This window comes from Streptococcus sp. 2018162, assembly GCF_019754175.1.
GTDB classification, from domain to species: Bacteria; Bacillota; Bacilli; order Lactobacillales; family Streptococcaceae; genus Streptococcus; species Streptococcus hashimotonensis.
Genome location: NZ_JAIJZP010000001.1, coordinates 346,457 through 360,205, shown reverse-complemented (window position 1 = coordinate 360,205; position 13,749 = coordinate 346,457). Strand labels below are relative to the sequence as shown.

Below are 13,749 nucleotides of genomic sequence, written 5' to 3'. Positions count from 1 at the left end.
GTCGCTACCTCATCAAATATTTTTCATATTATATCACAAATATGTGAGGAACTGTAGCTTTCAACTCCACCAAATACTTGCAAAATAAATTATGAGCGCTATAATGTGAATATCATTAAAAAAAGGAGTAATATATGTCAACATTAGATTTTGATTTTACAGAACGCTTGTATGCCAACTATCTAGCTAATCCAAGCCTACAGGCAACCGAAAATGCCGTGAGCCACAACGGACTTTTGAAATCCTTAGAAACACGCCAAAGCGCCATCGACAATGACTATGTCTTTTCAATCGACTTGACCAAGGACGCTGTTTCAAACCAAAAGGCTTCTGGACGTTGCTGGATGTTTGCTGCATTGAATACCTTCCGCCACAAGCTCATCTCTGACTTCAAACTGGAAAATTTTGAGCTATCACAGGCCCATACCTTCTTTTGGGATAAATATGAAAAGTCCAACTGGTTCCTCGAACAAATCATTGCTACAGCTGACCAAGAAATTGGTAGCCGTAAGGTAAAATTCTTATTGGATACCCCGCAACAAGATGGCGGTCAATGGGATATGGTTGTTGCTCTATTTGAAAAATATGGTGTGGTACCGAAATCCGTCTATCCAGAATCTATCTCATCCAGTGCCAGTCGTGAGCTCAATCAGTACCTCAATAAATTGCTCCGTCAAGATGCACAAATCTTGCGAGACCTCCTTGCCAAAGGAGCTTCATCAGAAGAAGTTCAAGTACAAAAAGAAAACTTACTTCAAGAAATCTTTAACTTCCTAGCCGTCAACCTTGGACTCCCTCCACGCAGCTTTGATTTTGCATATAGAGATAAAGACAATGTCTATCACCGTGATACAAATGTAACACCTCAGGCATTCTATGAGAAATACGTTGGTTTGAAACTATCTGACTATGTCTCCATTATCAACGCTCCTACAACTGACAAACCCTACAATAAATCATATACAGTCGAATTGTTGGGGAACGTCGTTGGCGTCCCTGCTGTCCGCTACCTCAATGTAGAAATGAACCGTTTTAAAGAACTGGCTATTGCCCAACTCAAAGCTGGCGAGTCTGTTTGGTTTGGTTCCGATGTCGGTCAAAGTAGCAACCGTCAAACTGGTATTATGGCAACCAACACCTACGACTTCTCTTCAGGTCTGGGTATCCATTTCCATCAAGACAAGGCTGGAAGATTAGACTACTCCGAAAGTTTGATGACCCACGCTATGGTCTTAACTGGTGTTGATTTAGACGACAATGAGCAACCTCTCAAATGGAAAGTAGAAAACTCTTGGGGTGACAAGGTTGGTGACAAGGGATACTTCGTCGCATCAGATAGCTGGATGGACGAGTATACTTATCAGATTGTTGTCCGAAAAGAATTCCTCACACCAGAAGAACTAGCAGCTTATCAAGCTCAACCACAAGTCCTTGCCCCATGGGATCCAATGGGAGCTCTAGCATAACAGACGACATATAAAAAAAGAGGGCACCCCTCTTTTTTTATATGTCATAATTAGTCTCTACTCAAACCACCAAAAATACGGAGTAAGTTGAGGAAGAGGTTGATGAAGTCAAGATAGAGCTGAAGCGCCATGGATATGACCCAACCTTGGCCAACATTACCACCAGTTTGTTCGAAAACATTGCGGATACGTTGGTTGTCATAAGCAATTAAACCTGAGAACACCAAAACAGAAATGATAGACATCATAAAGCTTAGACCTGAGCTACGAAGGAAGATATTAATAGCACTTGCAATAATAATTCCCCATAGAGCTGCACGCAATGCCTGAGCCATACCAGAAAGATCCTTCTTCGTTGTCATCCCAATTACAGCCATGATAGCAAACATGAGAGCTGCTGACACGAAGGCGAGTACAACTGTTTCACTAGTATAGAACATCAAAATCATGCTGATGGTAATCCCATTTGTTACTGAGTAGGCAAGAAACATTGGTAGAGCCATTGGGCTATTTTTAGCTGCCATTGCTGAAGCAGAAACAACCAAGGCAATCTGACCAATCATAATCAGCATCATGATGATGGAACCTGCACTCAGCAGACTAAGCAATAAAGATTGAAAGACGGTCACAGCCAAGAAAGAAACTAGAGCTGATAGACCAATTCCCATGGCAACCACACCATAAATTTTACCGAAGAAACGGTTGAGGGCGGTATTATCCACCTGATTAATAATAAATGAATCGTTATTCATACTATTCTCCTTTAAATCATTTTATTGAAACCGAAAGACCTTACGATTTTTCCACTTGTGTTGTAAGGGCAGACTCCACTCTCTCACAGCCCAATACTTATCCACACATGTCACAATCCAAGATTCCTTGTAGCGAGGAGGAGCGATTGTCGCACCAAACATATGCTTCACAATGATGTCTTCTTCTAGTTTATTGAGTTGAATGAGTTTCTGAGCATTGCGTTTAGCAATTCGTGGATGAACCCAAGCATGGCTCTTGTTGAATTTGGTATCTCTCCAATCATAGAAGAATAAATCATGCAATAGACCACCACGAGCTGTTGACTTGGCATCCCAACCAAATTTTTTCGCAATCTTATAGCTTGTATAAGAGACATTGATGGAATGTTCCAAGCGCGTGGAGTAATAATGATGAGGAATTTTCCCCAATTTTTGCACCTTGGGTGTGGCAATCAAGTGCCCCACGTAATGCATGTATTCTTTATCTTGTTTATATGCAACCATTCGTTAACCTCGTTGGAATATTATACCACACTATAGTACACTTGGCTTAAATAAAGCTAAACAATAGAATGCCCGCCGCAATGGCTACATTGAGGCTTTCCGCCTGCCCTGGCATGGTAATATGGACAAGTTGATCCGCCTCATCGGCTACAAAAGTTGAAATTCCTTGACCTTCATTTCCCATGACCAAGGCAAAACTCGGATTTGGCGTAACTTCCTTATAGTCAACCGACTGACTAGAGAGGGTTGTTGCCAAGATTTGTATCTGATTGCTTTTTAAAGCAGAAAAAATAGCAGTCATCGGCATTCGATAAACTGGCAAGTGGAAATGACTCCCTTGCATGGAACGCAAAACTTTCATATTGTAAATATCTGCCGACTTATCCGATAGGAATACTCCATCAAAACCAGCTGCATCAGCTGTACGAATCATGGTACCAACATTTCCAGGGTCCTGCACATCCTCCAGAACCAAAAATTTTCCTGTTAAGACATCGGGTAAGGTCTGATTTGGTAAGGACAGTTGAGCTACTACCCCTTGCGGTGTCCGTGAGTCTGCCAAATCCTGCATAATATCTGAACTGACAACTGTTACATTGGATAAGCCAGCAACCCGATGAACATGTTCTTCTGATACCAAAATATGTTCAATAGGTACTTTGGCTGCCAAAGCCTCCTCCAACAAATGCCAACCTTCAATCAAATAAGAAGAAGTACGGTATTTTTTCTGTTGTAATTTCTTAACCTGCTTGACCAAATGATTGGCCTTTGAGCGAATGATCTCCATGAATGCCCCTTTTTCTTTTACTGCTCAGCAACTTCAATTTTCCAACGGCTAAATCAATTATCTTGATTTTTGAACAGTCTTACCCAACCATGATATAATAAAGTAAATGTCTTGTCAAAAGGAGAAACTTATGCGAAAGGTAAAAATGATTGCATCTGGTCGTGTGCAAGGAGTCGGCTTTCGTTGGTCTGTTCAATTTTTAGCTGTGGAAATAGGCGACATCTACGGCAGAGTTTGGAATAATGATGATGGAACTGTCACCATTTTAGCTCAGTCAGACAATGCTGAGAAGCTCAGCCATTTTATCCATGAAATTCGGAAAGGGCCTTCTCGTATGGCCAAAGTCACCTATCTCGATGTCACCCTAGCCAACTTCGAAGACTATAAGGATTTTCAGGTGGCTTATAGATAAAACTTGTATATTTTGAACAAAAAAAGTAAAATAGAATGTATCTTGTAAAAAAAGGAATGTATCATTTTGAAAAAGAATAAACGAATTTTATTAACAGGTCTAGCCCTGTCTACGCTAGTATTTCTATCAGGATGTGTGCAGACAAAGAACGGTGTTCCTACTGGTGAAGGTTGGGTCTACAACTTCCTTGTTGCCCCAATGGGAAACCTGATTAAATTCTTCGCGGAAAACCAAGGACTCGGTTTCGGTGTTGCTATCATTATCGTGACATTAATTGTTCGTCTCTTCATCATGCCACTAGGTATTTACCAATCTTGGAAATCAACCTATCAGTCTGAGAAAATGAATTACCTCAAACCAATTTTAGGTCCAATCCAAGAACGCATGAAAAATGCAAGTTCCCAAGAAGAGCAATTGGCTGCCCAACAGGAATACTTTGCTGCTCAAAAACAATATGGTGTCAGCGTGTTTGGTGGAATGGGCTGCCTTCCTATCTTGATTCAAATGCCATTCTTTACGGCACTCTTCTATGCGGCTCGTTACACGGAAGGAATCTCAGAAGCAACCTTCCTTGGCATTGATCTCGGTTCTGCAAGTCTCATTCTAACAGCTATTGCTGGTATCCTCTACTACGCTCAATCACTTCTGATGCAAGTCGGTATGGACGAAGAACAGAAGAAACAAATGAGAGCTGTGGCAATCATGAACCCATTGATGATTGTTATGTTCTCTTGGTCTTCACCTGCTGGTGTTACCCTCTACTGGGTAGTCGGTGGATTTATCGGTCTTGTTCAACAAGCTCTTACAAACTTCATCTTGAAACCACGTATCCGTGCTAAGGTTGAAGAAGAATTTAAAAATAATCCTCCAAAACCATATAAATCAACTATCAAGGATGTAACTCCTAAAGCATCCGCTATCATCGAAGAAAAAACGTCTAAGAAATCAAACCGTAACGCCGGTAAACAACGTTCTAGATAAAAAATCGCAACCATCTGTTTCAGATGGTTGTTTTCTTATATAGTATGTTTAGTTTACTTGCTCCAACTATCTGGGAAATAGTTGGAGGTTGGAAATAGGGAGTGGGAAAGAGCTCAAGCATTCATAGAAGAGTTCGTCAACAATTTTTCTTTTTAAGTTGTTGAGCTGAATCGAACTCTGTTCGCCTCAGTGCTCGTCGAAGAAATCAAAGATATACTAAACGACTATACAAAAAGAGAGAATCTTTCGACTCTCTCCACACCTTATTTCGTTTTTTCAACCTTCAAGATTTTTACATCATAGCTACCAGCAGGGGTTTCAATTGTTGCAATATCTCCTGTTTTTTTACCAATCAAAGCATGACCAATTGGACTTTCATTTGAAATCTTGTTTGCAAAGGCATCTGCACCTGCAGCACCAACGATATGATAGACTTCTTCCTCGGTCTCACCAACTTCTTGAACAGTCACAGTCTTACCAATTGCCACTTCATCCGCAGCAACTGCATCACTGTTTACGATTTCAGCATAGCGAATTTTTGTTTCGATTGTTGAGATTTGACCTTCAACAAATGCCTGTTCATCTTTAGCTGCTTCGTACTCAGAGTTTTCTGAAAGATCTCCGTAAGAACGAGCAATTTTAATACGTTCAACAATTTCTGGTCGACGAACTAGCTTTAGTTCCTCTAGTTCTTTTTCTAATTTTTCCTTTTCTTCCAAGGTCATTGGATATGTTTTTTCTGCCATTTGTCTTTCCTTTTCTTTTATTTTTCATGAAAACAAAATTATGTGGAAAACCACATAATTTTGTTGTAAAAATTTACTCATTATTAAGATGTGCATTTACATACTTAGCAACGTTTTGGTTATGTTCATCAATATTATTTGTAAAGTAAACATTTCCAGTTGTAACATCTGCTACAAAGTAAAGATAGTCTGTTGTGTTGGCATTAATCACTGCCTCGATAGCCGAAAGGCTTGGACTATCCACTGGTCCAGGCATCAATCCTGGTGTCCAATAAATGTTGTATGGTGACTCAATTGATGTATCAATCGCTGCATCTTCTGCTAGAGTTGTTTCTTGACCAAGTTTACCCTGAGCATACAAGATTGCAATATTGGATTGTAGAGGCATTGCTGCATTCAAGCGGTTAAAGAAGACACTTGCAATGTTTCGACGATCTTCATCAGTAGAACCTTCTTTTTCAACCAAAGATGCCAAGGTAAGAACTTCATTTACAGTCAAATTCTTAGCAGTAAGCGTTTCATAATATGGTTGTAAACGATTATCCATCGCGGCAATCATTTGCTCAACGAGCTCTTCGATAGTTGTTTCATCGCTGTATTCATAAACCGCTGGGAAGAGGTAACCTTCCAACTGATAAATAACTCCACTATCAGCAGCTGGTAAGCTGGCAAACAATTTTGGATAAGTAGCAACCATTCGATTAATAAAATCTTGGTTGGTCACAGTAGCCATAAATTGTTCTGTGGTAAATGGTGTTTTATCATTTTTATCTTCTGTCTTGGTATTATCTGTAATAGCCTGAGCAATTTGTGTCAGTGTATACCCTTCAACAATCAAAATCTTACCTGCGGCTTCTTTTTGAGCTGTCGGAGTGCCACTTTCTTGAAGTGCTTTGGCGATGTCGTCCACAGACATATTTTGTTTTAAATTATAAAAACCACTTTGGAAATTATTATAGCTCTTAATTTTAGAGTAGTAATTAAAAATAGTAGCATTCTTAATCAACTTGTTATCAACTAAAATTTTACCAATTTCTAAAGTTGAAGACCCTTCTGGAATCTCTACCTGAATAGCTTCTGTAGCTTTGGTATTGACTGGTTCCAGACTAGACTTTACCCACATATAGCCAGTAAGACCTGTCACTAGAACCGCCACTACAATAATCGACATGATAACAGAGACAATGCGTTTAGCGGCTTTATCCTGTTTTTTACGACGTTGCTTGTTTGCTCTGTGCGACGATGATCGTCTAGACTGTGTTGGTTGCATCTGCTCTTCTGTCGCTGCAACTGGAGCTACTGCCTTCGTTGCAACAATTGTTTCTTCCAGTGAGATAACCTCTGTATCACCCGTTACAGCTGATACATCTTCCGTTGGAAATTCCAAAAATGTATCTTCCAAAGAAGACTTCTCTGAAAGGACAGGCTCAACTGGTTCGGAAACCAATGAGCTTGATGGAGCCTCATCAAATTCTACAGTATTAGCCGCTACAAGGTTTCGTAGCTCTTCCAAGTTCCGCTCCACCGTATCTTGAGGAACCGGACTTGAAATGACTTCTTTTTCAATCACAAAAGTCTCTGGAGTAGCCAAAGTTTCTGATGTTTGCTCTTCAATACTTTCCGTCATCACTTCTGATTCTTGGTGTTCTTCTGGCAAGTATGAATCAGGGAAGGCAATACCTTCTACTTTTACAATTTCAGTCTCTCTATGGGGGGCTTTTTCTTCGGCAAGACTAGGCTGGAGCTCGTTGATAACTTCATTACGCTTATCAACAAGAACATCCGCTGATTGTTCCGCCAAACGTTTCACCTTCAATTCTTCCAAATCTCGTAAAATTTGATCGCGGAAGCTTGAAGACTGCGTGTTTTTTTCATTCGTATCCTTTGTCACGCTGTTACTCCTTTCACACAGTTACTATACATTATATCTTAAAGGCTTATGAATTGCAAGAACTTCCCTTTCTACAAGGCTTTCCAGTACATATCACTCCACATTTGTCCTCCAAATTGTGACAAGGAGGGGCCAAAGTCTTCAAACTGATTCATTTCATAGTAGCCAATCAAATACTCTTTACAGGTCAGGGAAACTCCTTCAAATCCTCCCGCTAAAGCCACTTCTTTTATGGCTGCCAACAAAAGTGTCCCCACTCCCTGGCCCTTATAGGTATCCGCTACGGATAGACTAGCAATAGCTAGGTGACTGCCTGTCGGCATGTCACTCTCTGTCAAGTAAAAAATATCGTCCGTAACAGTCTGCGAAACAGAAGGACAGGATAATAAATATCCTGCTATTTCCCCATCGTGTTCCATTATTAAGCAGGTTTTACTCAAAACATTCAGATATATGGCGAGAACAGACTCAGCTATTTGTTCTTCTTTGGAAAAATTGGCATTTTCAATCAAAACAACTTGTTCTAAATCCGAAGGAGTAGCAAAACGAATTTCCATAATTTTCTCCCTTATATAGCGGAAAAACAGGGGCCATAGGCCTCCGTCTTTCTTTTTATTGGACGTTATTTGTAAGATTTGACAAGAGTCTTTCGAAGGAATATTCATAGGACTGAATATCACCAGCTCCCATAAATACATATACTGCATTGTCATGATCTAAAAGTGGTGAAGTATTTTCAACTGTAACAAGTCCACCTTTTTTGTTGATTTTAGCCGCCAAATCTTCTACCTTAACCTGACCATTGTCTGTTTCACGCGCTGATCCATAAATTTGAGCAAGGTAAACTGCATCTGCTCCATTCAACGCATCTGCGAACTCATCAAGAAGCGCAATGGTACGAGTGAATGTATGTGGTTGGAAGATGGCTACCAACTCCTTGCTAGGATACTTCTGACGTGCCGCATCAATGGTTGCAATAATTTCCGTTGGATGGTGAGCAAAGTCATCAATGATAACAGTATCATTGACAATTTTCTCCGTAAAGCGACGTTTGACACCTCCAAATGTCTTCAAGTGTTCTGCAACCAGTTGCAAATCAAATCCAGCAATATAGAGATTGGCAATAACAGCTGTTGCATTCATCACATTATGCTTACCAAAGGTTGGAATTTGGAATTCTCCCAACTCTTCTTCACCATGGCGAACTTTGAATTGTGAACCACTTGTAGAAGGCTTCAAGTCATAGGCAACAAAATCATTATTGTCTTCCAAGCCATAATAGTAGATTGGAGCATTTGCCGTGATACGACGAAGTTGCTCATCTTCACCAAAAACGAAGAGAGCTTTTTTTACTTGCTTCGCATAATCATTGAAAGCATTGAAAACATCCTCTAGACTGGTGAAATAATCTGGATGGTCAAAATCAATATTGGTAATGATGCTGTATTCAGGATGGTATGGGGCAAAGTGACGTTCGTATTCATCGGATTCGAACACAAAATACTGAGCATTTGCCGAACCGCGACCAGTACCATCACCAATCAGGAAGGAAGTATCTGTGATATTGCGCATAACATGTGCCAATAATCCCGTTGTAGAGGTCTTACCATGGGCACCAGCAACACCGAGGCTCGTAAAACCTTTCATAAATTCACCTAGAAATTCATGGTAACGTTTGTAGGTATAGCCCTGGGCATCAGCATAAGCGATTTCCACATTGTTATCTGGACGAAAAGCATTACCAGCAATCAATTCAACATCTGCTGTAATATTTTTCTCATCAAATGGTAAAATCTGAATCCCAGCTTGTTCAAGCCCGCGTTGTGTAAAGTAGTATTTCTCTACATCACTACCTTGAACCTTATGCCCCATTTGATGCAACATAAGAGCAAGTGCGCTCATACCTGATCCCTTAATTCCGATAAAATGATAGGTTTTTGTCATGTTATTCCTCTTCTATATGTGTCAAATTCAATTCTTGTGCCACTTGGCGATCTCGTTGTTGTCTGCGCTCAGGATAGTTGTAAACCTGACTCTTTCTTAAAAAGTCATACGAATTTTTCTTTATAACCTGCTCCTGTTCTCTATCTTCTTTCTTCAAAGAATAGACAGCTGGCATATCAGCGAGAATATAGTCTGTCTGACGTAGGTTGTCCGCCAAACGTGTCAACCGACCTGCCTTAGATTCAGTTGTTGAAACGACAGGAGGTTTCACCACAACTTTAGCTGGTGCTGGTTTTTCATCTCTTAAGTAGGTTGCTGATCGTTTTTTCTTCAAGTCTTCTCTAGCCTGTTCACGAGCCAACTGCCCCTGTGTTTTCACTGGAGAAGGCTTCGTTTTAGTCAGTTGCTGAAGGCGTTCCTTGCGAGAATAATGGCTTGGCTTAGCTTCAAACAGAGGAGGCAGGAGCTCATCTTCCGTTTGTGCTACTGTTTTTGTCGACGCAACTCGCTGTGAATCGGTAGACCAGCTAAATTCCTTTTCTTGATAAGGTCCCCTGATATTGCTAATCAGGTCGCTCTCATCATATAAACTCATAATTGGATTTTCTCCAACTAGTACCTCATCATCTGCGACTAGTGGAAATCTTTTTTCATGTCTAATCATAAGTCATCCTTTCGAACCCTTATTATACCATACTTAGGCCTTATTTCCTAATTCTACGCTGAGTCAACTGTTTCCGTATCACTCAATCCCTAAAATCTCGCGAATATCCTCAACCGTCAAATTCGCTCGGCTTTCATTACCATCAAGGACTGTTTTGACAAGGTTCTTTTTATTTTCTTGCAATTCTTGAATCTTCTCTTCGATTGTCCCTCTAGTAATCAGGCGATAGCATTCAACCTTTTCAGTCTGCCCCATGCGATGAGCCCGACTGATAGCCTGAGCTTCCACGGCAGGATTCCACCAAAGATCGACTAGGATGACTGTGTCTGCACCTGTCAAATTCAAGCCAACGCCACCTGCTTTCAAGGAAATGAGAAAGGCATCTCGACTTCCTGCATTGAAGGCCTGTGTCATTTCTTGGCGTTGGTTAGCAGGGGTTGAACCAGTCAGAGTATAGGATGTCATCCCAATTTCTCTCAGCTGTTCTTCTATTTTTTCCAGCATATTTCTGAATTGGGAGAATATCAAGACCCTGTGTTCACCTTCTTTTAGCTGCAAGAGTAATTCTTTCAAACTATTAAGTTTGCCACTTTCACCACTAAACTCTTCCATGAAAAGGCTGGGGGTATCGCAGATTTGACGTAAGCGAGTAATTCCTGATAGGATTTCTATCTTGCTACGATTGATTTGAGCATCATCTGCGCCAGCTATTTGAGTCCGCATTTGTTGAAGCTGGGCCAGGTAGATGGCTTTTTGTTCATCTGTCAGTTCATTAAGTACATTGACTTCTATCAAATCAGGTAATTCCTGAAGAACGTCTTCCTTATGACGTCTGAGAACGAAGGGTTGAATGGTCCGCGCAATGTCCTTGGCTGCTAATTTACCGAAGTCTTGTTTGCCTGGCAATAAACCTGGTAAGACAATTTGGAAAATGGACCAGAGTTCCGTCAAATGGTTTTCAATCGGCGTACCTGAGAGGGCAAAGCAATTCCCAACCTCAAACTCACGCAGGAGCTGTGCAATCTTAGATTGGGCATTTTTCATGACCTGCGCCTCATCCAAAATGAGATAGTCAAAGCGTTCCTGTCTATAGAGTGCAACATCCTGTCTGAAGGATGGATAGGAGGTAACTAATACTTGGTGACCATTGGCAATGATCTCTTCACGCTGTTCCTTGTTTCCATGGACAACTGCCACATCTAAACTTGGAGCAAACCGCTTGCACTCATCTAACCAGTTATAAATCAAGCTGGACGGTGCCAATATTAAAACTTTGGAATCTTTTGTCATTCGACTGGACAGAAAGGCGATAGTTTGCAAGGTCTTTCCAAGCCCCATGTCGTCAGCTAAAATTCCACCAAAACCATACGTATCCAGCATAGTCAACCACTTAAGCCCTGTCTGCTGATAATCCCTAAGCGACGTTGTTACTTCCACATCAGGAAGCGGGAACAAATCTGGCTGAGCTAGATAGCTTGCCATTTCCTCAAATTCCTTGGAGAAACTGACTTGGTTAAATTGTGATAAGGATTGAGCCAATTGGTAACCGGCAAGAGCATGGACTTGTACCTGCCCCTCCTTACCATGACGGGCCCGCAGATAGATTAGGGTTTGACTAATTTTCTTGGTTTCCTCATCAAAAACAAATACCTTACCACTCGGGCTAGTATAGTGATCCTCTTGATTCAACAAGGCTGTAATCGCCTGATCGATTTCAGATTGTTCAATACCTGATAAGTCAAACGAAATATCCAAAAGTGAGCCGTTACGCACAATTTCTAATTGAGGTTTGGCTTCAATATATAAAGCCTGGAGCCTTTCTGCTAGATGAACCTGCCCCATTTTTTGTAATATAGGCAATTGTTGTTGGAAAAATGGATAGAGCTCCTGCTGACTAAGAGCCGCTCTCTGGGCATGATATGTCCCCCTAAAGCCAGCTAGACGAATAGCCTGATAAACCCTCTCCAAATGTTGGAAATGGCTGGCAAAAGGCAGGAGAGCCAAATCCTCCTCACTCCTTACCTTACGTCCATCAAAATCCAAAATCAATTGGAGTGATAAACTCTCATTTGCCTCCATCTGAATATGAAATTCTGGCTTGAAATCATGAATGATAAAGCGTTTAGGTGCCTTAACAGTCCCAATTGTCTGCAAATCCAGCAAGCTTAAAGCCAGACGATTTTGGTCAGGGAAATCCACCTGCACCTTTCTCAAACCTGATTCGGTTGGAACAAGTTCGGAAATTTGGTAAATCAGATGTTCTTGATGGCGATTGACACTATAAACCGTGCCATTTACTAAGAGATAGCGCCCATGAAAAAGTGGTCGGACTGTTTTTTCGTGAATAACCATTTCAATCATCTGCGTGTGAACGGTCACCTCAAAATGATAGAGCCCTTCCTCCCCTGTCAACGGAAGAACCATCAAGGAGGAATAGGACTGCTGTTGATAGGAAAAGTTAAAATGTTCTAGCTGATTTAACAGCTCCACCCCCTCCTCAAAATAGGCTTGTGGCAGACGAAAATGTCGTCCAAAATGAGTAAGAATATCCGAATCTATACCAACTTTCTCTGGCACCAAGTTCCAAAGAAAATCTAGGACTGCCTGACTAGGCTCATCAAAATTCTCATAGGCTAATTGCTCATAGTAATTTTTCCCAATTTGATAATGTCCATTGGTCTTGAGCAACCGCAAAAAAGAACCAATGTCCCGCACAATATAGGCACGGGTATCTGGCAAGCGACTGATTTTCAGGGTCCAGTCAATCTGCCGATCATAGGGCAAGAGATTTCCCTCTACAGACAGACGGTATTTGATGCCCAGTTCTTCTGGCTTTGACCCCAAAATCTCATCTAAAAAGAGCCCACCAAAATAGGTCCGACGCACCGTTTCCTTATGCTGATCTCCCTCTTCTTTCCGAGACTGCTCCATATCCTTTCCTGCACGATCATTTTTTAAATAATACTCCGTGGCAGCTAGATGTTGGCAGTAACCCTTTCTTTGAAATAAGTCACAACTACACAGTAAATCACTATCATCATCGCTATAAATAAAGCGTTCTCCCGCAATATCCAGCTCTATCTTTCCATTCTCGCTATGAAGAACGGTTAGTTTCCCAGCCTCATACAAATCAATTCCTTCCTGGCGAATTCGCCCAGGCATCATTCGACTCATTCAACTACCTCTTTTGACTTAGCGCAATCTAAAATATTATCTTTTCATTATAGCATATTTTGTGGCAGAATTCTTTGCCAAGACACCAAAAAAAACACCAGTTCAGTCAACTGATGTTCTTAGACATTTTTCTATAATATAGTGTAACCCGCCACATTTTCTTGATGAAACCAAGGGTTTTATAGAGCCAAAAAAACAGAATAGGCATGAAAAGGAGAGCTAAAACGAGAAAACTCCAGCCCCTTCCTTCCGCAAACATCAGGGAGAAAACTAGCGTTACAAATGTAAGAAAGAAGAGCATCAAGAGATTGGTCAGAAGACCCAACCAACCTAGCCAATAGCGAATTCCAAAGGGAGGGAGTTTCTTTTCATCGAAGTCTGCCAATCCAGTCAAAAACTCCACTAGCAACTCACCAAAAAATTCCATA

13 protein-coding genes are annotated in these 13,749 nt (G+C 41.0%); 3 read left to right on the top strand and 10 right to left on the bottom strand.

The genetic code is table 11. The annotated features are described in order from the left end of the window. The first annotated feature begins 134 nt into the window (after window positions 1-134). A complete protein-coding gene (gene pepC, locus K5Q22_RS01680) occupies window positions 135-1,466 on the top strand; it encodes a C1 family peptidase (RefSeq protein WP_205013312.1) in 1,332 nt (443 codons plus the stop codon). 50 nt (window positions 1,467-1,516) lie between these two features. Here pepC and K5Q22_RS01675 read toward each other — a convergent pair whose 3' ends face one another. Genes K5Q22_RS01675 through K5Q22_RS01665 form a run of 3 tightly spaced genes read right to left on the bottom strand, consistent with a single transcriptional unit; the run spans window position 1,517 to window position 3,509 of the window. Beyond that, window positions 1,517-2,218 (bottom strand): Bax inhibitor-1/YccA family protein, encoded by a 702-nt coding sequence (locus tag K5Q22_RS01675; RefSeq protein ID WP_205013313.1) that lies wholly within the window; start codon window positions 2,216-2,218, stop codon window positions 1,517-1,519. A gap of 21 nt (window positions 2,219-2,239) precedes the next feature. Next, window positions 2,240-2,722 (bottom strand): HD domain-containing protein, encoded by a 483-nt coding sequence (locus K5Q22_RS01670; RefSeq protein WP_002942738.1) that lies wholly within the window; start codon window positions 2,720-2,722, stop codon window positions 2,240-2,242. A 46-nt stretch (window positions 2,723-2,768) separates the two neighbouring features. After that, the gene (locus tag K5Q22_RS01665; protein WP_024380299.1) at window positions 2,769-3,509 is read right to left on the bottom strand and encodes an RNA methyltransferase; all 741 of its coding nucleotides are present in this window, start codon (window positions 3,507-3,509) and stop codon (window positions 2,769-2,771) included. Between the two features lie 130 nt (window positions 3,510-3,639). Between K5Q22_RS01665 and K5Q22_RS01660 the strand changes: the two genes are divergently transcribed. Then, window positions 3,640-3,921: an acylphosphatase gene (locus K5Q22_RS01660; protein WP_002942735.1), complete on the top strand. Its 282-nt coding sequence runs from the start codon at window positions 3,640-3,642 to the stop codon at window positions 3,919-3,921. Window positions 3,922-3,987: 66 nt separating this feature from the next. Further along, the gene (yidC, locus tag K5Q22_RS01655) at window positions 3,988-4,902 is read left to right on the top strand and encodes a membrane protein insertase YidC (protein WP_024417731.1); all 915 of its coding nucleotides are present in this window, start codon (window positions 3,988-3,990) and stop codon (window positions 4,900-4,902) included. A 263-nt stretch (window positions 4,903-5,165) separates the two neighbouring features. Here yidC and greA read toward each other — a convergent pair whose 3' ends face one another. The 7 genes from greA to K5Q22_RS01620 form a co-directional block, all read right to left on the bottom strand. Then, a complete protein-coding gene (gene greA, locus K5Q22_RS01650) occupies window positions 5,166-5,648 on the bottom strand; it encodes a transcription elongation factor GreA (protein ID WP_024384565.1) in 483 nt (160 codons plus the stop codon). A 73-nt stretch (window positions 5,649-5,721) separates the two neighbouring features. Continuing rightward, window positions 5,722-7,539, bottom strand: a complete 1,818-nt coding sequence (mltG, locus tag K5Q22_RS01645; RefSeq protein WP_205013314.1) for an endolytic transglycosylase MltG — start codon at window positions 7,537-7,539, stop codon at window positions 5,722-5,724. Between the two features lie 71 nt (window positions 7,540-7,610). Next, window positions 7,611-8,096 (bottom strand): GNAT family N-acetyltransferase, encoded by a 486-nt coding sequence (locus K5Q22_RS01640; protein WP_205013315.1) that lies wholly within the window; start codon window positions 8,094-8,096, stop codon window positions 7,611-7,613. Window positions 8,097-8,151: 55 nt separating this feature from the next. Further along, window positions 8,152-9,483 carry a UDP-N-acetylmuramate--L-alanine ligase gene (gene murC / locus K5Q22_RS01635; protein WP_024378795.1) on the bottom strand — a complete coding sequence of 444 codons (1,332 nt, stop codon included), beginning with the start codon at window positions 9,481-9,483 and terminating at the stop codon, window positions 8,152-8,154. A gap of 1 nt (window position 9,484) precedes the next feature. Then, window positions 9,485-10,147 carry a hypothetical protein gene (locus K5Q22_RS01630; protein ID WP_205013316.1) on the bottom strand — a complete coding sequence of 221 codons (663 nt, stop codon included), beginning with the start codon at window positions 10,145-10,147 and terminating at the stop codon, window positions 9,485-9,487. Between the two features lie 78 nt (window positions 10,148-10,225). Further along, on the bottom strand, window positions 10,226-13,321 hold the full coding sequence (locus tag K5Q22_RS01625; protein WP_205013317.1) for a DEAD/DEAH box helicase: 3,096 nt from the start codon (window positions 13,319-13,321) through the stop codon (window positions 10,226-10,228). Between the two features lie 106 nt (window positions 13,322-13,427). Continuing rightward, on the bottom strand, window positions 13,428-13,748 hold the full coding sequence (locus K5Q22_RS01620) for a hypothetical protein (protein ID WP_205013318.1): 321 nt from the start codon (window positions 13,746-13,748) through the stop codon (window positions 13,428-13,430). Window position 13,749: the final 1 nt, after the last annotated feature.

Excerpts from the sequence above, each read along its gene's own strand:
- pepC (WP_205013312.1), top strand. The coding sequence starts at position 135 with ATGTCAACATTAGATTTTGATTTTACAGAACGCTTGTATGCCAACTAT.
- K5Q22_RS01675 (WP_205013313.1), bottom strand. The coding sequence starts at position 2,218 with ATGAATAACGATTCATTTATTATTAATCAGGTGGATAATACCGCCCTC.
- K5Q22_RS01670 (WP_002942738.1), bottom strand. The coding sequence starts at position 2,722 with ATGGTTGCATATAAACAAGATAAAGAATACATGCATTACGTGGGGCAC.
- K5Q22_RS01665 (WP_024380299.1), bottom strand. The coding sequence starts at position 3,509 with ATGGAGATCATTCGCTCAAAGGCCAATCATTTGGTCAAGCAGGTTAAG.
- K5Q22_RS01660 (WP_002942735.1), top strand. The coding sequence starts at position 3,640 with ATGCGAAAGGTAAAAATGATTGCATCTGGTCGTGTGCAAGGAGTCGGC.
- greA (WP_024384565.1), bottom strand. The coding sequence starts at position 5,648 with ATGGCAGAAAAAACATATCCAATGACCTTGGAAGAAAAGGAAAAATTA.
- K5Q22_RS01640 (WP_205013315.1), bottom strand. The coding sequence starts at position 8,096 with ATGGAAATTCGTTTTGCTACTCCTTCGGATTTAGAACAAGTTGTTTTG.
- murC (WP_024378795.1), bottom strand. The coding sequence starts at position 9,483 with ATGACAAAAACCTATCATTTTATCGGAATTAAGGGATCAGGTATGAGC.
- K5Q22_RS01630 (WP_205013316.1), bottom strand. The coding sequence starts at position 10,147 with ATGATTAGACATGAAAAAAGATTTCCACTAGTCGCAGATGATGAGGTA.
- K5Q22_RS01625 (WP_205013317.1), bottom strand. The coding sequence starts at position 13,321 with ATGAGTCGAATGATGCCTGGGCGAATTCGCCAGGAAGGAATTGATTTG.
- K5Q22_RS01620 (WP_205013318.1), bottom strand. The coding sequence starts at position 13,748 with ATGGAATTTTTTGGTGAGTTGCTAGTGGAGTTTTTGACTGGATTGGCA.